Consider the following 17684-nt stretch of genomic DNA (forward strand, 5'->3'; position numbering starts at 1 on the left):
GTGAAATTAACTTGGTTTTCGTCAAACGGGAGGAAAGGGAATGGCACCCGAACAGGAAATGATCGAAGGTTTGAAGCTTGCGGCAGGTGCCGGTGTGCTTATCGGCCTGGTTGCCATTGGCCTGGCGTTGTCGTCTGCTTTTGGGGCGTAAGTGCAGCGAGTCGTTCCTTGCGATGTACGCCACAGGTACCGCAGTAACCGCCCTCCGGCAGCAGGTATTTCAGGCAACACCCCTTTCGCTGAGGGATTGCCGTGGCTTGCTCACCGAACACCGCAGGAATCCAGCCAATAAACTGGTTTGCATCGTTTTGAAATTGCTCCAGCCAGCCTTGCGCCAATTGGCAAAGCGCTTGCGGGTCGACCCGGTTCCACACGGCTGAAAACGGCGCCCCCAGTCCAAGACCTGTACTGCTCCAGTAGGCGCCCGGGCTGACTCCCAACTGGCGCCGGAAGACAGGGTACCACTCAGCTGTCAGAGCTCCTGCTGATCTGACAAACGTTTCTTCATCAACACCCTCGCCACCCGGCAGCTGATACCAACGGGATACGGTTTGTTTCGGGTGGTCTGCCGGAGCCAGGAAGATTCGTTTGGCATCCGGTAAAGGCGCGTGGCCGTCGCGGAACAGCCTCAGGGTCAGCGGCGCAATAACGCTCAGCGCCAGATCCTGCTGAAGCACAGAAATATACGCGCGCACGGCCCGGGGCCCGGCGTTGTCAGGGTATTCGATGCCAACCTGGCTGAGTAGTAGCGACGGTTGCTCCAGGCATTGGGCCAGAGAAAAGAGGCCGCTTCGCGCACCGACAGCGGGTTGCAGCGCCTCGTTCACAACCGATTCCCGATCCAGCCCTGACTGGCTCAGAAGATGGCTGTATTCCCGGGCCCACTGGCCGAGCCCGGGCTTAGGGTCAGGCTCTGCCATGGCGACTCAGCCCCCAGAGGAAATACAGGCCACCGACCAGGGCTGCCAGAAGCCCCGCCGGAAGCTGGTTGGGGTAAACCACAATCCTGGACAGGTAGTCTGCCATGCCGAGCAGAAGACCGCCGGCAAGGGCAGCAACAACGAGCTGCCGCCCAACGGTCTGCTGGCCCAGAACACGGGCCAGGTGGGGTGCAATAAGGCCCACAAAACTCAGTGGGCCGATCACGACCGTCGCCGAAGCGGTCAGCAACGCTGCTAACAGAAGCAACATCAGGCGGACTTTCGTCACCGGCAAGCCCAGTGAGCTGGCCGATGTTTCTCCCAGGGGAAGAATGCTCAGGGGTCGGATAATCGCCAGAAGGCCAGCTGAAATCAGCACGATCAGCGCCAAAAGCCCCAGGGCCTCGGCTTCCGAGACCAGCCAGGTGGAACCGTACATCCAGTTGAGAAGCTGCGAGGCGACCGTGCCACCGGAAGCCATGACCAGTCGAAGGCCCGCGTCCATGAACACGTATAAGGCGAGCCCGCCAAGCAGGAGCTGGTTGCCGGCAAACCGGTGCTTGCGGGCCAGCATGATCAACAAACCGAGGGCAGCTGCGGCGCCCAGGGTGGCCGCTCCCAGCTGTCCTGCCCGGCCAATATCGGCACCGAACAGAACGATCAGAACCATAACCACCGCCGCGCCGCCGCTGATGCCGAGCATTTCCGGGCTGGCCATGGGATTGCCTGTCATACGCTGGATCAGTGTGCCCGCAAGGCCCAGGGCCACGCCCGCAAGAATGGCTGCCAGTAATCTGGGGCCGCGCCAGACCCACGCCTCGTGCCACTGGGCGATCGGAGTCCAGCTCCATTCCTCCAGGCCCGGGGACCACCCCATGGAGATGCCAATGGTGCTCAGAAGGAGCGCGGCTATGGCTCCGCCAATCACAGGGGTGGAACGCCTTTTTGGCAGGAAACCGGCGGGGCTGTCGTCTTGCCCCGGCATATGATGGGTGTTCTTCAAACCCTGCAGGGCCAGCAGAATAATCGGTCCGCCGATCAGGGCGGTGGTTGTGCCAGTTGGCACCAGTGATCCGTCGCCCCGGGTGGATGCCCAGTGGGCGAGGGTATCCGCCAGTAACAGCAGACCCGCGCCCAGGAGACTGCTCCAGATCAGGCGCTCAGACAGGGTACGGGCGCCCAACAGCCGTGCCAGCACCGGTGCCGCGAGACCGATAAAGGCCACGACACCAACCCGGCTGACCACGGTGGCACTCATCAAAACCACCAGAAACAGCGCCAGCACCCGAATCAGACCGACCTTGGCACCAAGGGACCGGGCAGAGGTCTGCCCCAGTTGCATGACCTGAAGCGGGCGCATCAACAGGACCATTAACACGCCCAGCGCCAGTACTCGGGGCCAGAGTTCCATTAACGGCTGCCAATTATTCTGGACCAGGGAGCCCGCGCCCCAGATAAACAGGTTTCCCAGCCATTCACCCTTGAGTAACAGGAACGCCATGTTCACGGCGCCCAGGAAAAAGGTGACCACAAGCCCGGCCAGTATCACGGTGACCGGAGAAAAGCCCAGGCGCCAGGTGAGCGCGATAACCAAGCCGATTGCCAGTAGCCCGCCGGAAACCGCCACCAGGTCCTGACTGAAGGCGAGCAACCCGGGGAAGAACATGGTCGCGACTGTTACCCCGAACTGGCCGCCGGCTTCCACGCCCAGGGTTGTGGGCGAGGCGAGGGGATTGCCGAGGATCTGTTGGGTAACCGCGCCGGCGAGGCCAAGGCCACAGCCAATGAGGACAGCAATGGCGACACGGGGTGCCCAGCTGTAGTGCGCCAATACCGATGCGTAATCATTGGCTTCGAACGTCCAGAAGGCGGCGATGAGGGCGCCGGCATCGAGCTGACCAAACCAGGGCGCCGCGCTCGCGAGAAACGCGCTACACCAGATCAGTGCCGCAGCCACCGGCACCCTTGCGGGCAGGGATGGGCGACCGACCGGGCTGTATGTGGATTCAGCGTACATTGTCTGAACCTCCTGCCAGCAGACCATCAGCGAGTAACGTTGCCAGTCGCTTTACCGGGAAGACCCCGCCAAACGGCCAGACCGGATCAATCTGGTACACCTGATCGCGCTGAACCGGCGGCAGGTAGGTCCAGAAAGGGCTGTTGGCCAGGGTGTCAGACAACCTGGGCAGGGTCGGAGAAATGACAACGATCCGGCTGTCCTGATAGGGCGCAAGTGCTTCAAGCCCGACGACCGAGAACCCCCAGTAATTCCCGGAGTGGGGCCAGGCGTTCTCAAGGCCAAGGGCGTTCAGGGCGCTCTGGAAAAGGCCGTTGGGTGCGTATACGCGAACGTGTCGGTCGTCCAGAAAGTTCACCAGCGCCACCGGTCGGTCCGTGAGGCCGGCATTCTCCAGACGACGGCGCTGAGCCTGCAGGGTCTGGTCGATGTCGTTGAGAACAGCCTCTGCCTGCTCCTCCCGGTTCAGTATCTCACCGAGCGTTGTAAGCATGCCGCTGGCCTTTTCAAACGGTCGGGAGCCTTGCTTGTAAACGCTGACAACGTAGGTAGGCGCAATGCGCTCCAGCAGGTTAGCCGCAGGAGCCATCTCGGAGCTGGTGACGATCAGATCCGGTTTGAGCTCGGCAATGGCTTCCAGGCTCGGTGCCACCCGGGTGCCGATGTTGGCCACACCCTCGGGAAGTTCCGGTTCCTTGACCCACACGTTATAGCCATCGCGATCGGCAACGCCGATGGGAGTGACACCCAGTAACAGCAGCGCCTCGGTGGCGGCCCAGTTGAGAGCAATCACCCGTTCCGGCGTTTTATCGAGGGTCAGGGTTCCCTGTTCGTGCTGCCAGCTAGCGGCACTGGAAAAGACCGGCACGAGGCTCAACAGCAGAGCCGCGCCGTATCGCCAACAGCGTTCAGACCTAGTGAACATAGGACACCCACTGCCCGGGCGCGCGCTCCATTACGCCCATGGGCACGCCATAAATGGATTCCAGGATGCCGGAGTCCATGATGTCCCGGGGGCTGCCATCGGCGACAAGCTGACCGGATTTAAGGGCGACCAGGCGGTCGCAGAACCGCGCTGCAAGATCCACATCGTGCAGAACCACGACAACCGTAAGATCCCGCTGTTCGGCGAGACGATGGACCAGGCGCAGGGTTTCAACCTGGTGTTTTACATCCAGGGCCGAAATGGGTTCATCCAAAAGCAGGCACTGGGTCTGCTGGGCCAGCAGCATGGCAATCCAGGCACGCTGGCGCTCACCACCTGAGAGGGTGTCGACAGAGCGATGCTGGAACTGGCCGAGTCCGGTGTCCTCAATGGCCCGGATGATCAGCCGGTGGTCTTCCTCGTTATAACGTCCCAGCGGTCCGCGCCAGGGGTAGCGCCCAAGTGCAACCAGCTCGCGGACCGTCAATCCGTCGGTTCCCGGCGGATGCTGGGGCAAATAGCCCACGCTGCGGGCAAACTCCCGGGCGCCTGTGCTCCGGAAGGATTTGCCCAGAAGCTGTACTTCGCCAGAAGACGGTGCGAGCTGGCGGGCAAGCACCTTGAGCAGGGTGGACTTGCCGGAGCCGTTATGCCCGAGCAGGGCGGTTACCTCACCCTCAACGAATCCGAGGTTCAGGTTTTGAAGGATGGCGGTGTCGCCAATGCGAACATTGAGACTGGAAACGTCAAAAAAAACAGGCATGCAGGCTCCCGGAATACTGAGGGCCTGCAGGATAATTTAAATGCGAATCACTATCAATATATATTGCGTTAAACGGCGGCCTGAATCTGTCCAGTCTGTACCCGCCACTGGTTGGCGTAGGCGCCATCCTGGTCCAGCAGCTCCCGGTGGGTTCCCTGTTCCAGCACTTTGCCGCCTTCAATCACCGCAATGGAGTCGGCATCAACGATCGTGGAGAGTCGATGGGCAATCATGATCACGGTCCGGTTATGGCCAATGCGCTTCAGTGACCGCTGGATGGCGGCTTCTGTTTCGTTGTCCACGGCGCTGGTGGCTTCATCAAGCACCAGGATCGGCGGATTTTTCAGCAGCGCACGTGCGAGGGACAGTCGCTGGCGCTGTCCCCCGGAAAGGCGAACGCCCCGTTCACCGACCGGTGTATCCAGGCCTTCAGGGAGGGCTTCGATGAAGGACCAGGCTTCCGCGGTTTTCGCAGCGTCGGTGATTTCCGCGTCGCTGGCAGCCGGATTTCCGTAGGCCAGGTTCTCCCGAATGGTGCCCTCGAACAGATAGACATCCTGGCTCACCAGCCCGATCGCGCCGCGCAGGGATTTCAGGCTGAGGTCCCGAATGGGTTGGCCATCGATTCGGATTTCGCCATGGCTCGGGTCGTAGAACCGGAGCAGCAACTTGATCAGAGTCGATTTACCGGAACCGGTAGCGCCAACCAGTGCAAGCGTATTGCCGGCTGGCACGGTCAGGCTGATATCCCGGATGCCGGCACCGCTGGAGGGATAGTGAAAGCTTACTTTCTCCAGCTCAACGTCGCCTTTTACCGGTTCCTCGAGAGCCTTGCCTCCCTCGTCACGCACGTGCACGGGTTCGGCCAGCAGGTCCAGAATCCGACGGGTGCTGGCCATGGCACGTTCAAACAGGTCAATGACCTCGGCAAGCCCTGTCAGGGGCCAGAGCAGTCGCTGGGTCAGGAACACCAGTACACCATAGGCACCCACGTTCAGGCTGCCCTCGAGGGCCATCATGCCGCCAACCGTGAAGGTGGCCAGGAAGCCGGCGAGGATGGCCATCCGGATTACCGGGATAAAGGCCGAGCTGATACGGATGGCCCGGCGATTGGCCTCCACGTAAGCTTCGCTGCTCTCTTTCAGGCGCCTGGCTTCCCGCTGTTCAGCAGTAAAACTCTTGATAGTGGCGATGCCGCCCAGGTTGTTGGCCAGCCGGCTGGACAGGTCACCCACTTTTTCACGGACATCGGCATACAATGGCCCGGCTTTGCGCTGAAAGTAGAACGCGCCCCAGATGATCAGTGGAATGGGCGTGAATGCCAGCAGCGCAATAAGTGGCGAGAGCACGAAGAATACGGCGCCGACGGCAACAACAGTCACCAGCACCTGAATCATGGCGTTGGCGCCGCCGTCGAGGAAGCGTTCAAGCTGGTTCACGTCGTCGTTCATGGTGGCCACCAGCTGACCGGAGCTACGGGCCTCGAAGAAGCTCATGTCCAGGCGCTGGGCATGTTCGTAGGCATCCTGCCGCAGGTCCGACTGCAGCCGCTGGGCCAGGTTTCGCCAGAGAATCTGGAACAGGTATTCGAACAGGGATTCGCCGGCCCAGATGAAGAAGGTGAGTACGGCCAGAATGGTGATCTGTTCCTGGGCGGTTTCAAAACCGAGGCCAGCGACAAAGCTCTCTTCCTGGTTGACGACCACATCGATGGCGACACCGATCAGTATTTCCGGGGCGATATCGAACAGTTTGTTGATGATGGAGCAGGTGGTGGCGGCGATGATCTGTCGGCGATAGCCCCGGGCGTATCTGAGCAGGCGGGCCAGGGCAGCAAAACTGCTGGTGGTTTGGTGGCTGTGTGAGGACATACTCCGCTTCTCTCCCGTGAATCAGGCAGGCCCGCGTTGAGCCTGCAATCAATAAGGCGGGAAGGGTAGCGGATCTGTCCGGGTTTTAAAACAGAATCATTATCAACTGCGTGCGTTTCTTTGCAGCCAGCGGTCAAGCTTGTCGGCAAATTCCTTGCGGTCGGTCTGGCTGAAGGGAGCTGGCCCCCCGGTGACCTGGCCAGCGTTGCGCATTTCTTCCATGAAGTTGCGCATGGCCAGGCGCTGGCGAATGTTTTCTTTGGTGAAGGCCTGGCCGCGGGGGTTGAAGACGTCGGCACCTTTTTCAATGGCTTCGGCGGCCAGGGGGATGTCCTGCGTGATCACGAGATCGCCTTCGTGCATCTGGTCCATGATTTCGTTGTCGGCTACATCGAAGCCCTGGGGGACCTGCCGGCGCTTGATGTAGGGGCTCGGGGGCAGGGTGATGGCGTGGTTGGCGATGAAGGTGGTGTCGATTTGCCAGCGGGTGGCGGCGCGGCAGATGATTTCCCGGATTGGAACGGGGCAGGCGTCGGCGTCGACCCAGATTGGCATGGTGGTTCCTTCTTTTGGCTTGGCTCTGCTGGGAGTTTACCTTTTGTTGTTGTGAGCTTGGTAGGGTGGATCCGCGTATCTTTTCGTGGTTCTCGGCTTTGGTGGCTGAGGCATTGGGGGCGCCCTTCCAAAAACCGCTACGAGCACGTCCATGTGCGCTTGTTTCAGGCCATCCCTGGCCTTCAACATTTTTGGAAGGGCACCCCCAATGCCTCTGTCGAGCTCCAGAGGTCGACCCGCGAAAGCAAAGACTCGCGACCATATTTCTAAGAGAGGTGTCGGAGATGATTAGCCGAATTCTATTTTCAGGCCTGTTAGCCCTTCTGTTTTCGTTACCGGCCGTGGCTGCCGATAACAACGAAGAAGCCTGGGACGCCCTGCGAGACGGACGGGCTGTTCTGATGCTGCGCCATGCATTGGCGCCGGGGGGCGGGGACCCGGGTAACTTTGATATTAACGATTGCAGCACTCAGCGAAATTTGAACGATACCGGCCGGGAGCAGGCTCGGGCGTGGAAGCCGTTTCTGGCGGACCATGGTATTACCGAGGCGCGGGTGTTCAGCAGTCAGTGGTGTCGCTGTATGGATACCGCTACCGGAATGGACATGGGTGAGGTGACCGAGTGGCCGTCGCTGAATTCGTTTTTCCGGAATCGTGGTGACGGGCCGACTCAGACGCGGCAGACGATTTCTCTGGTGAATCAGTTGGAGGAAGGTGCGCCGGTGATCATGGTGTCGCACCAGGTGAATGTCACGGCTCTGACCGATATTTTCCCATCGTCCAATGAGGGAGTGATCATTGCCTTGCCTCTGTCCGAGACACCAACAGTTCTGGCAAGGGTTTCGCCCGGGCGTTGATGGTATAATCCTGTGCCCATTCAATTAACAGGAAATGATAATGTCGCAGCTCCCTCCATGCCCCCAGTGCAGTTCTGAATACACCTATGAGGACGGCGTTCAACTGGTATGCCCAGAGTGCGGGCATGAGTGGTCTGAGGCGGAGGCTGCGGCAGCTGACGCCGCGAAGGTGGTTCGCGACGCCAACGGCAATGAGCTTCAGGATGGTGATTCGGTGACTGTTATCAAGGATCTGAAGGTCAAGGGCTCCAGTTCCGTTGTCAAAGTTGGCACCAAGGTGAAGAGTATCCGCCTGGTTGAAGGCGACCACGATATCGACTGCAAGATCGACGGTATTGGCGCCATGAAACTGAAATCGGAATTCGTCAAGAAGGCCTGACTTTTACCCCGTTGTAGCACTCTGGATCTGTTGCTCGAGTTCCCTGGCAAGGCCCGGGTCGAGTTGCAGGGCGCTGGCCAGTTGGTCCAGCCAGGCCCGTTCCATGGGGTTCTGGTCATCAATCATCACTGCGCTGACGATGTAGATTTCCCGGCTTGCCTGTGGCGAGTCGGCATTGCGGGCCAGGGCAACGGCATCCAGCGGGGCGTCGAACTGCTGTTGGATCCAGGCGTGGAGTTCATCATCTGGCCCCAGTTTTTCGATTTCCTGGGTGAGAAGCGCGCGCTCGTTGGCGTCAATGTGGCCGTCTGCGCGGGCCGCCATGATCATGGCCTGGAGGATTTCCAGTCCCCGTTGTTCCTGTGCCTGTCCCTGCAGTTGCTCCAGTGGTTGGCCCTGCTGTGCCGCTGCCGGTTGCGCCGGGCTCTGACTGTTGGTCTGATAGTTCTGATAGGCTTTCCAGGCCAGGACACCCACCCCTGCAAGGGCACCGTATTTCAGTGCTTTGCCGCCCATCTTTCGGCCGCGCTTGGAACCCAGCATCATGCCGAGCGCTCCGCCGCCCAGCAGGCTCTTAACGTCGATGCCTGAACCGGAACTTTGGCCGCCTTTGAATTGGCTGCCTAGGCTGTTCACCATCTTGTTGACATCCATTCCTCCACCCTGGGATTGAGTGCCCTGGGCCTGTTTCATTACCTGGTTCAGTACAGACATCACGTTCATTTGCCAGTTCCTCTCTCGGATAACCCGCTATGTATCGACGCCAGTTTACGCTGCCTGACGCCATGGGTTCATGGGGTCGGTATTACCCTGTTGTCATATTTGGCAGCATTTAGTTCCATGGATGACGGCCTGAAGGCATGGGAGCTTGATTTGGCGCTTCGCCCGACTATCTGCGACCATTCGTCGCACTGAAAAACTTGGATCCGCGGTACCGTCTTTCTATCCTGTACCTCTATATCATCGACAAGGAACACTGGACATGAAGTACTGCCTGAGCGTATTTGTGCTGGCATTGGCCCTGGTTGCCCCGACGACTCTAGCCCATGATTACAGCCAGGGTCCCGTCAAGGTCGATCATCCCTGGAGCCGGCCCACACCGCCTGGCACGCCCATGGGAGTGGGCTACATGAGCATCTCCAACAGCGGCAGCAGTGATATCACCCTCGTTGGGGCCGCAACCCCCAGGGCAGGCAGCGTATCGATCCACGAGACCAGCATGCACGATGGTGTGATGCGAATGGCTCCGGTCAACGGCGGGCTTGTCATACCAGAAGGTAGTACCGTGGAGTTGAAGCCCCACAGCTTTCATCTGATGCTGGAAAAACTAAAAAGCCCGTTGCGCGAGGGTGAGAGTATTCCGCTGACCCTGAGCTTTGAGGGCGCGGAAGATATGCAGGTTGAGCTGAATGTTGCGCCGCTGGATCGCGAGATGATGGAAAAACAGAGTATGGACCACTCTGGCAAAGAGATGGACCACAGCGGGCACTGACGCATCTGCCCGGTTCAGTCTTCTATACTTGAACTGGCCGGGCTACCACTCCTTGTCTTCGGCGCTTTCCTCGGCTTCGATCTCCGCCTTGCGTGCCTGAATCTTCTTCATTTTCTCATCGGAGATTTTCATGCTGTGTGCATTGTCGCGCAGTATCATCAGGCTGCCCACGATCAACGCAAGGGCAACAATTATGAATATCCATCCTATGGCTGGCATGTCCACCTCCACCAAATGATCCGCTTCCCTACATAGTGGACCACGCATCGATCTGTCACAACTGTCACGCATCCTGCCACAGAGTTGTCGGGTCCAGTCGATAATACCCTTGCAGGGCCTTGTAGACCTCGGGCTGTTCTCGCTTGAGATGGCGCGGCTGCTGGAAAAATGCCTCGGTCAGCACTGCGAAAAATTCTGCCGGTTCGGTAGCGCCGTATGGATCAAGCCAGGATCTATGGTGGTGCCGGAGGGAATGCCTGAGGTCTTCGTAGGCCGTCGTCATGGAACTTTGCCAGTGCCGGGCCTGCTCTCCACTCAGCGGCGGTGCCCCGTCTGCGGTGCCGTCCAGGTAGTCCAGCTGGTGTGCAAACTCATGTAGCATGACGTTATGGCCACTGTGCGGGTTCCTGGCGGCCTCCTGGCATTCTCGCCAGGCCAGCACCACCTGGCCCCTGCTTGAGGCCTCACCGGCCCGTATTTCATTACTTTCGCTGACAACCATGCCATCGCTTTCAATGTCTCTGACGTGATAGGCATCGGGATAGACCAGAATGCTGCTTACCTCGTCAAAATCCGAATAGGGGCGGGCAAGAATCAGCAAGCAAGCGTGGCCGGCAATGGTTACTCTCACCGTGTCGTCCACCTCAAAGCCGTCACAGCCATAGAATTCTTTCTCGGAGAGAAAAAGCTGGACCCGTTGCTCCAAGGTTTGCTTGAGGGCTTCAGGAAGCCGTCGGTAAAGCGGCACGTTCGAATCAAGATGCTCGCGCCACGGTGTTGGAAAGGGGACCCTCAGTTCCCGTTCCCTCCGCCAGGCGCGGTAGAAGAAGAGGTAGAATATGGTTGCCGCGATCAGGGTCACTGCAAATACTGCGAAAACAAGTGCTGCTGACATGCTGCTCCCAGCGACCATTGATTGAATTACCCCGTATCTTACAGAAAAATTGGATCTGCACGCAGTCAGGGCCCGTATTGCTGGTTGTTCTAAAGTGCAGGGGATGTGAAGCTGCATGAACTGTATTGATCGTTGAGGAGGCTGATATGTCCGATAATTCCACTGTTGTAATCACCGGGGCAAACCGGGGCATTGGTCTGGAGCTCGCCCGGCTCTATGCAAGCCGCGGCTGCTCGGTGATCGGCGTGTGCCGGGAGGCCTCGCCGGAGCTGGAAGAGGTTGCGGCGAGGATCATCGACAGAGTCGATGTGACCACCGATGAGGGCGTGACGAAGCTCGTGGCCGGTCTTGAGGGCGAGCGTATCGATCTGTTGATCAACAATGCCGGTCTGCTGCAGGACGAGAAACTGGGCAGTATCGATTTCGATTCCATCCGCACCCAGATGGAGATCAATGCCTATGCTCCCCTGAGAGTGGCTGAAGCCTTGTTCGAAAAAATCCCCTCCGGAGGCAAAATCGCCAACATCACCAGCCGGATGGGCTCTATCGCCGACAACGACTCTGGCGGCCGCTATGGGTACCGTGCTTCAAAGGCGGCGTTGAATGCCTTTGGCAAGTCCCTCGCGATGGATCTGAAACCGCGGAGTATCGCCGTGGCCCAGCTGCACCCGGGTTATGTTCAGACCCGAATGGTGAATTTTGGTGGGTTGATTACTCCAGAAGAATCGGCAAAAGGCCTGGCAGAGCGGATTGATGGCCTGACCCTGGAGAATACCGGATCGTTCTGGCACAGCAACGGCGACGAGCTGCCGTGGTGATCCTGAAAACATTTTCATTTGTTTGCATTGGAGTGAGGCAGGATTCTGTTTTAACGAGTACTCTTGTTACCTAAAAAGGAATTCTGCTGTCGATGAAAAGTGCGAGTGCTCCAATGAATTATGAGCCTGAGCGGGAGCGCAGGCCCCAGTTCTGGCGTTTGGCCATGCGATGTGCCCAGATCGCCGGAACTGTAGATGTCATCTTTTTCTTTCTTTTTCATGCATTGGGTTCGCCGATTCTGGCATGGATCAACGTGGTCAGCGTGGCCATGTACGCCGGGGCCTATTACGCACTCAAATACCACAGGAACAGGATTGCGGTCGTACTCATCTGGGCCGAAGTGCTTGGCCATGCCGGACTTGGCATCGTTCTGATTGGATGGGAGAGCGGTTTCCATTATTACCTGTTGATGTTCATACCGGCGATTTGTGTGTCCGCATCACGGAAATGGGCCATCTATGCGCTGTTGGCCCTGTGGGGTTACTACATCGCCCTGGATGTCCTGATGTGGTATATCGAGCCGTTACAGCCGATTCATCAAACGGCTCTGCATATCGTCCATCTGTTTAACCTGAGCGTGGTCTTTGCCATGTTCAGTTACCTGTCTTCCTATTACCTGAGAATGGTGGTCACAGCCCAGCGCAAGCTCCGGGAAATGGCAACAACGGATTCACTGACCGGGCTTTTCAATCGCCGGCACATGACCTATCTGGCTGAAAAAGAATTGGCCAGGTTCAGCCGTAGCGGTCACCCAGTTGGCTTTCTTCTGCTGGATGTCGATCATTTCAAATCAATCAACGACGCCTATGGCCACGAAACCGGCGACCGAGTGTTGGGTTTTGTTGCCGATGTGATTCGTGAGGAGCTCCGGGCCCAGGATTTGATTGGTAGGTGGGGCGGTGAGGAGTTCCTGGCCATTCTCCCTGATACGGATTCCGGCAAAGCGCAGGCAAGCGCGGAGCGGATACGAAACGCGTTTTTGGCCAGGGACTGGAGCGCGATTACTGGCGGTGATGCCGAAGTTACGATCAGTATCGGTGTGAGCGAACTGCGAGCTGGCGACGACCTGAGTGCGGCTGTCAGCCGGGCTGATGAAGCGCTTTACCGGGGTAAAACCGGCGGCCGTAATCGGGTCGAGCTGGAAACCATCTGACGAGATAAAGGGGTAGCTTTGATGAGTCTTGCAATTGCATTGCACGTTCTGTCCGCGGTTATCTGGGTTGGCGGTATGTTCTTCGCCTACATGGCGATGCGTCCGGCCGTGGTTGAGGTTGTGGAGGCCTCTCAGCGTGGCCTTCTGTGGTCCAGGACGCTTGAACGGTTTTTTCGCTGGGTGTGGCTCTCAGTTGTGTTGCTACTGGTCACCGGCTACTGGATGATTTTCAGTGTGTTTGGCGGTATGGCCGGTGCCGGCTGGCATATTCACGCCATGCAGACGCTCGGGCTGGTGATGATGTTGCTCTACTTCCACGTGTATTTTGCGCCTTTCCGGCGGCTCAAGCAGGCGGTTGCAGACAAGGATCCGCAGGCTGGCGGTGTACAGGTGGGCAAGATTCGCCGGCTAGTCGGTATCAATCTGATCCTCGGCCTGATTGTGGTCGCCATAGGGTCTGGCGGTCGGTACCTGTAACCTGCTGAACGATCGGGGACCGATATCATGACCGATATTCGAAAGAGAGCCATTGCCGGCCTGAAAGCGGGGGATTCCTTTACCCTGGCACGAACGTTCACCGAGGACGAAACCCTGTCCTTTGGAGAGATCAGCCGCGATCAGAACCCGGTGCACTACAGCGACGAGTTCGCGCAAGCCAAGAACCTGCAGGGCAAGATCTGCCACGGTCTGCTGGTTGGTGGAATGATCACGGAAGTGGGAGGGCAGATAGGCTGGCTGGCGTCAGGAATGAACTTTCGCTTCCGCCGGCCAGTGTATTTCGGCGACACCATAACCTGCGTGTTCACCATCACCGATGTAGATGAGCGGAACCGGGCCCGGGCCGAAGCGATACTCTCGAATCAGCACGGTGAGCCGGTTATCGAAGCCTGGTTGACGGGTATTCTGCCAGGACCCAGGGAACAGGAAGTGATGTCAGTAATGGTCAGCGAACAGAAAACGACGCCCGAGAGCTGACCAGCAGCGGCTATTATTTCAGTCCTCCTCAGAGTCCCTCATTCGTTCCTGCCGCTCCCACTCTTCTTCCTTTGCCGCATCGATGATTTCCATCAGTTCGTCAACGTTGGCGGCGGTATCATCGTGCTGGAAACAGCCGGTGAGTTTGCTTTCCGGGTGGAGGTCGCCTGATTCGTAGAGCGCCCAGATCTCCTTGCCATAATCGGTGTTCAACAGCTCCGGCGCGAATCGGCCAAAATAGCGGCGCATGTTGTCGACGTCGCGTTCGAGCATGCGTTCCGCGTTGTTATTGCCGGAGGCGTTGACCGCCTGCGGAAGATCAATAATGACCGGTCCGTTGGCATCGACCAGAACGTTGAATTCCGACAGGTCCCCATGGATCAGACCGGCGCTCAACATGCGGACCACCTCGCGGATGACCTGGCCGTGGAAGTCACGGGCCTGCTCCGGGGAAAGGATGACATCATCCAGCCTGGGCGCGGCCTTGCCATCTTCATCCGCCACCAGCTCCATCAGCAGCACGCCGTCCACGAAGCCCAGGGGTTCGGGAACCCGGACACCCGCGGCGGCAAGCCGGTAAAGGGCATCCACCTCGGCATTGAGCCAGGCATCTTCCTGCTCCTTCTGGCCGTATTTGGTTTTCTTGCTCATGGCCCGGGCCCGCCGGCTGTTCCGGACCTTTCGGCCCTCCTGGTATTCCACCGCCTGCTTGAAGCTTCGCTTGGAGGCTTCCTTGAAGACCTTGGCGCAACGTGTCTGGTCGCCACAGCGCACCACATAAACCTGCGCTTCCTTGCCGCTCATAAGCTGGTAGAGCACTTCGTCCACCATGCCGTCATCGACAAGTGGTTGTAATCTCTTCGGTACTTTCATAAAACCTTTCAGACGGACAGTGAGTCGGCCAGCCACGTTCATTGATCTGGAACAAGACTGGATGCAGGCAGGGCAGGGACAATGACTGCTACGGAGCATAGCTTACATGAAAATCGTTTTCCTGATCCTGTTGATTCTGGTGGTTGCTGTCACCATCGCTCTGTGGTTCTGGCGACAGGCTGACCACAATGCGGACCAGGCCGCCATGGCGAGGTTGGCGGCTCTGCAGCCGGCTTCACCGCAGCGTTTTGATCTTTCTCTCCTCGAGGGGCTGCCGGAGCCCGCCCGGCGGTATTTCCGGTACACCATTCAGCCCGGAACTCCGCTTTATACGGTTGCCCGGATATCCATGACCGGAAAATTCGGCATGGGCAATCGGGAATCGCCCGAATACATGGACATGCAGGCCACTCAGATGCTGGCCATGCCCGAAGGCTTTATCTGGAAAATGAGCGCCAGCCGCGGCGCCCTGCGGGTTTCCGGCTCAGACACCGAACAGTGGACGCGGTTCTGGCTGATGGGATTGCTTCCGGTGGCCCGGATGGGCGGCGACCCGGATCACACCCGTTCGGCATTCGGCCGGTATGTGGCGGAGGCGGTGTTCTGGACGCCGGCGGCTCTGCTGCCTGGCCCAGGGGTTGCGTGGCAGCTTGTGGATGTAAATACGGCCAGGGTGATTGTCCGCCACGAGGGTATGGAGCAGGCGGTGAATGTTGTGGTGGCTGAAGACGGTCGTCCCCTCCAAGTGAGTTTCGACCGCTGGAGCAATGCGAATCCGGAAAAAGTTCATCGCTTGCAGCCGTTCGGTGGATACCTGTCAGAGTTTCAAGAGTTTGAGGGATTTGTATTGCCGACCCGCGTAGAAGCCGGGAATTTCTTTGCCACGGACGATTATTTTCCCTTCTTCATTGCCGAAGTCACAGATGTGGAATTTCCGAGGCCCGCCGCAATGATGCATCCGGAGTAGTATCCCGGATGCAATCGCATGGCTACCTTGCCCTTAGCGCACGACAAACACCGAAATGTCACTGTGCCTGACGATGTTGGCGCCGTTGGAGTGGAGAATGTGGAGCTTGTCGCCGATTCCCGGCGGATGAGAAGCCATCACCACCAGGTCTGCACCTGTGGTTTTAATAGCCTCAAGCAACTTGTCTTCAAGTTCCACTGCCGTATCGGCGGTCTCCATGACGATGCTGTCCGTACTGATGCCGTGGGATTTCCCCTGCTCCTCCGCGAAGACGGCCAGTTTCTCCTTGAGTTCTTTCGGATTGTGAGCTGCGGCTCCCGGCGTGCTGTTGGTGACGCTGACGTAACACAGGGTCGCGTTGTAGTGTTTGGCAATATCAATGGATGTATTAAGTGCCTTCACCATTTTATCGGTATGGGCGAGGTCGACCGGAACGAGGATCTTGCTATACATGAGAGTTCTCCTTTTCCGCCTGAGTTGCAGAACATTGGTCTGTTGTCCTGCATTCAGATTGGCAATGCCCTGTTGGGTATGTCAAAAAAAGCCCGGTGAAGTTCACCGGGCTTTTTCGGTCAAGGGTGCCTCGTTACCGTCAGACGAGGTTGTAAAGGAACACTACGGCGATACCGGCCGGCGTTAAATACCGGAGTACAAACATAAACGCCGTGTAGCTGCCGCCCTGCAGACCAATATCGGCCGGCAGACCCTCTCGTTTCATCGCCCAGCCGGCGAACAGGGCAATGGCCAGTCCGCCCAGGGGCATCATCAGGTTGGAGACCAGGAAGTCGAGCAGATCGAACACCGTCTTGCCTTCGAAGAACGGGATGAAGCCCAGCGGGTGCACGCTGTCCCATACGTTGAACGACAATACGGTACCGATACCGATAAACCAGATTGCCAGCCCTCCCCCAAAGGCACTTTTCGCCCGGCTGACACCTTTATGTTCTTCCAGCCATTCCACCACCGGTTCCAGCATGGAAATGGCCGAAGTGATGGCAGCGACCAGCAGCAGGGCAAAGAAAATGGTGCCGAACAGTGCGCCACCGCTCATCTGGCCAAAGGCCAGTGGCAGGGTTACGAAAATCAGGCCGGGGCCTGCCCCTGGCTCAAGGCCATTGGCAAATACCAGAGGAAAGATGGCCAGCCCCGCAAGAAGGGCAACGCTGGTATCCACCACGGCAATGGTCATGGCGGTCCGCGCAATGTTTACGGTTTTTGGCAGGTAGGAGCCATAGGCCATCAGAACACCAATACCGATACTGAGCGTAAAGGCGGCATGGCCCAGGGCCGTCAGAACACCAGCGGTGGTCAGTTTGCTGAAGTCCGGCGAGAACATAAAGCTCACGGCCCGGCCAAAACTGCCACTGTTCATGGCATAGATCACCATCGCAATCAGCAGCAAGAACAGCAGGGGCATCAGCATGTTCACGGCTTTCTCAAGCCCGGAGCGAATGCCCCGGCCAACGATAAACACGACGATGGCCATGAATACGGAGTGCCAGAGCAACAGTTCCCAGGGGTTGGCCAGCAATCCGCCGAACTGGCCGCCAATGGCCTCGGCGTCCGCGCCGGTAAACAGCCCGGTTGCGGCTTTGCCGATATAGACCAGGGCCCAGCCGCCAATCACGGCGTAAAAAGAAAGCACGAGGAAGGATGCAATTACCCCGTTCCAGCCGATGGCTCTCCAGCCCCTGGCGGTGCCTTCGCTTTTGGTCAGGGTGCGCATGGTGGCCACGGGACTCTGACCGCCGCGCCGACCAATCATGGTCTCGGCAATCAGTACCGGCACGCCGATCAGGAAGATACAGGCCAGGTAAATCAGAACGAAGGCGCCGCCGCCGTTCTCGCCAGTAATGTACGGAAACTTCCAGATGTTCCCGAGGCCAACGGCTGAACCAGCCGCAGCCAGGATAAAGGCCATCCGTGAGGACCAGAGGTTATTGGCCTGCTGGTGTGGTTGGGTACTCTCACTCATTCTTCTCTCCGGCTAATTGTTTTTGTCGG

General features: G+C 58.5%; 20 protein-coding genes. 8 read left to right on the top strand and 12 right to left on the bottom strand.

Features of this window, described 5'->3' with window-relative positions:
- Positions 1–98 precede the first annotated feature (98 nt).
- The 6 genes from ACO06L_RS19925 to ACO06L_RS19950 form a co-directional block, all read right to left on the bottom strand.
- On the bottom strand, positions 99–920 hold the full coding sequence (locus ACO06L_RS19925; protein ID WP_064227169.1) for a (2Fe-2S)-binding protein: 822 nt from the start codon (positions 918–920) through the stop codon (positions 99–101).
- On the bottom strand, positions 907–2937 hold the full coding sequence (gene fhuB / locus ACO06L_RS19930) for a Fe(3+)-hydroxamate ABC transporter permease FhuB (RefSeq protein ID WP_202347155.1): 2031 nt from the start codon (positions 2935–2937) through the stop codon (positions 907–909). The genes ACO06L_RS19925 and fhuB overlap by 14 nt, the downstream gene beginning before the upstream one ends.
- On the bottom strand, positions 2927–3862 hold the full coding sequence (locus ACO06L_RS19935; protein WP_202347156.1) for an ABC transporter substrate-binding protein: 936 nt from the start codon (positions 3860–3862) through the stop codon (positions 2927–2929). The genes fhuB and ACO06L_RS19935 overlap by 11 nt, the downstream gene beginning before the upstream one ends.
- Positions 3852–4625 (bottom strand): ABC transporter ATP-binding protein, encoded by a 774-nt coding sequence (locus ACO06L_RS19940; RefSeq protein ID WP_202347157.1) that lies wholly within the window; start codon positions 4623–4625, stop codon positions 3852–3854. Before ACO06L_RS19940 ends, ACO06L_RS19935 begins: the two co-directional genes overlap by 11 nt.
- A gap of 68 nt (positions 4626–4693) precedes the next feature.
- Positions 4694–6496, bottom strand: a complete 1803-nt coding sequence (locus tag ACO06L_RS19945) for an ABC transporter ATP-binding protein (protein ID WP_064227172.1) — start codon at positions 6494–6496, stop codon at positions 4694–4696.
- Positions 6497–6598: 102 nt separating this feature from the next.
- The gene (locus ACO06L_RS19950) at positions 6599–7051 is read right to left on the bottom strand and encodes a YaiI/YqxD family protein (RefSeq protein ID WP_202347158.1); all 453 of its coding nucleotides are present in this window, start codon (positions 7049–7051) and stop codon (positions 6599–6601) included.
- A 284-nt stretch (positions 7052–7335) separates the two neighbouring features.
- Between ACO06L_RS19950 and ACO06L_RS19955 the strand changes: the two genes are divergently transcribed.
- Together ACO06L_RS19955 and ACO06L_RS19960 are read left to right on the top strand one after the other, a co-directional pair.
- Positions 7336–7908, top strand: a complete 573-nt coding sequence (locus ACO06L_RS19955) for a histidine phosphatase family protein (RefSeq protein ID WP_202347159.1) — start codon at positions 7336–7338, stop codon at positions 7906–7908.
- Between the two features lie 40 nt (positions 7909–7948).
- Entirely contained in the window at positions 7949–8287 is a 339-nt protein-coding gene (locus ACO06L_RS19960; protein ID WP_008176055.1) for a zinc ribbon domain-containing protein YjdM, read from the top strand.
- A 3-nt stretch (positions 8288–8290) separates the two neighbouring features.
- Here ACO06L_RS19960 and ACO06L_RS19965 read toward each other — a convergent pair whose 3' ends face one another.
- A complete protein-coding gene (locus tag ACO06L_RS19965; RefSeq protein WP_202347160.1) occupies positions 8291–9010 on the bottom strand; it encodes a tellurite resistance TerB family protein in 720 nt (239 codons plus the stop codon).
- Between the two features lie 259 nt (positions 9011–9269).
- Here ACO06L_RS19965 and ACO06L_RS19970 point away from each other — a divergent pair, with 259 nt between their 5' ends.
- Positions 9270–9779, top strand: coding sequence for a copper chaperone PCu(A)C (locus ACO06L_RS19970; RefSeq protein WP_202347161.1), 510 nt, complete (start codon positions 9270–9272; stop codon positions 9777–9779).
- Between the two features lie 42 nt (positions 9780–9821).
- Here the strand turns inward: ACO06L_RS19970 and ACO06L_RS19975 are convergent, their stop codons facing one another.
- Positions 9822–9998 carry a DUF2897 family protein gene (locus tag ACO06L_RS19975; RefSeq protein WP_064502513.1) on the bottom strand — a complete coding sequence of 59 codons (177 nt, stop codon included), beginning with the start codon at positions 9996–9998 and terminating at the stop codon, positions 9822–9824.
- A gap of 64 nt (positions 9999–10062) precedes the next feature.
- Complete coding sequence (locus ACO06L_RS19980) at positions 10063–10893, bottom strand: zinc-dependent peptidase (protein WP_064227179.1); 831 nt, start codon at positions 10891–10893, stop codon at positions 10063–10065.
- A 146-nt stretch (positions 10894–11039) separates the two neighbouring features.
- On the opposite strand from ACO06L_RS19980, the gene ACO06L_RS19985 reads away from it, so the two are divergent.
- The 4 genes from ACO06L_RS19985 to ACO06L_RS20000 all read left to right on the top strand — a co-directional run bounded on the left by ACO06L_RS19985 (position 11040) and on the right by ACO06L_RS20000 (position 13840).
- Positions 11040–11711 carry an SDR family oxidoreductase gene (locus tag ACO06L_RS19985; RefSeq protein WP_202347162.1) on the top strand — a complete coding sequence of 224 codons (672 nt, stop codon included), beginning with the start codon at positions 11040–11042 and terminating at the stop codon, positions 11709–11711.
- Positions 11712–11824: 113 nt separating this feature from the next.
- A complete protein-coding gene (locus ACO06L_RS19990; protein WP_227512636.1) occupies positions 11825–12865 on the top strand; it encodes a GGDEF domain-containing protein in 1041 nt (346 codons plus the stop codon).
- Between the two features lie 21 nt (positions 12866–12886).
- The gene (locus ACO06L_RS19995; protein WP_202347163.1) at positions 12887–13342 is read left to right on the top strand and encodes a CopD family protein; all 456 of its coding nucleotides are present in this window, start codon (positions 12887–12889) and stop codon (positions 13340–13342) included.
- A 27-nt stretch (positions 13343–13369) separates the two neighbouring features.
- Positions 13370–13840, top strand: coding sequence for a MaoC family dehydratase (locus tag ACO06L_RS20000; RefSeq protein WP_202347164.1), 471 nt, complete (start codon positions 13370–13372; stop codon positions 13838–13840).
- A gap of 18 nt (positions 13841–13858) precedes the next feature.
- Here the strand turns inward: ACO06L_RS20000 and ACO06L_RS20005 are convergent, their stop codons facing one another.
- Positions 13859–14713, bottom strand: a complete 855-nt coding sequence (locus ACO06L_RS20005) for a PA4780 family RIO1-like protein kinase (RefSeq protein ID WP_202347165.1) — start codon at positions 14711–14713, stop codon at positions 13859–13861.
- Between the two features lie 106 nt (positions 14714–14819).
- Here ACO06L_RS20005 and ACO06L_RS20010 point away from each other — a divergent pair, with 106 nt between their 5' ends.
- The gene (locus tag ACO06L_RS20010) at positions 14820–15680 is read left to right on the top strand and encodes a DUF6544 family protein (RefSeq protein ID WP_421846181.1); all 861 of its coding nucleotides are present in this window, start codon (positions 14820–14822) and stop codon (positions 15678–15680) included.
- 33 nt (positions 15681–15713) lie between these two features.
- Here the strand turns inward: ACO06L_RS20010 and ACO06L_RS20015 are convergent, their stop codons facing one another.
- The gene (locus ACO06L_RS20015) at positions 15714–16133 is read right to left on the bottom strand and encodes a universal stress protein (protein ID WP_202347167.1); all 420 of its coding nucleotides are present in this window, start codon (positions 16131–16133) and stop codon (positions 15714–15716) included.
- Positions 16134–16272: 139 nt separating this feature from the next.
- The gene (locus ACO06L_RS20020) at positions 16273–17655 is read right to left on the bottom strand and encodes a sodium-dependent transporter (protein WP_202347168.1); all 1383 of its coding nucleotides are present in this window, start codon (positions 17653–17655) and stop codon (positions 16273–16275) included.
- Positions 17656–17684: the final 29 nt, after the last annotated feature.

Origin of the sequence: Marinobacter sp., assembly GCF_965229985.1 — a bacterium.
Classification (GTDB): Bacteria; Pseudomonadota; Gammaproteobacteria; order Pseudomonadales; family Oleiphilaceae; genus Marinobacter.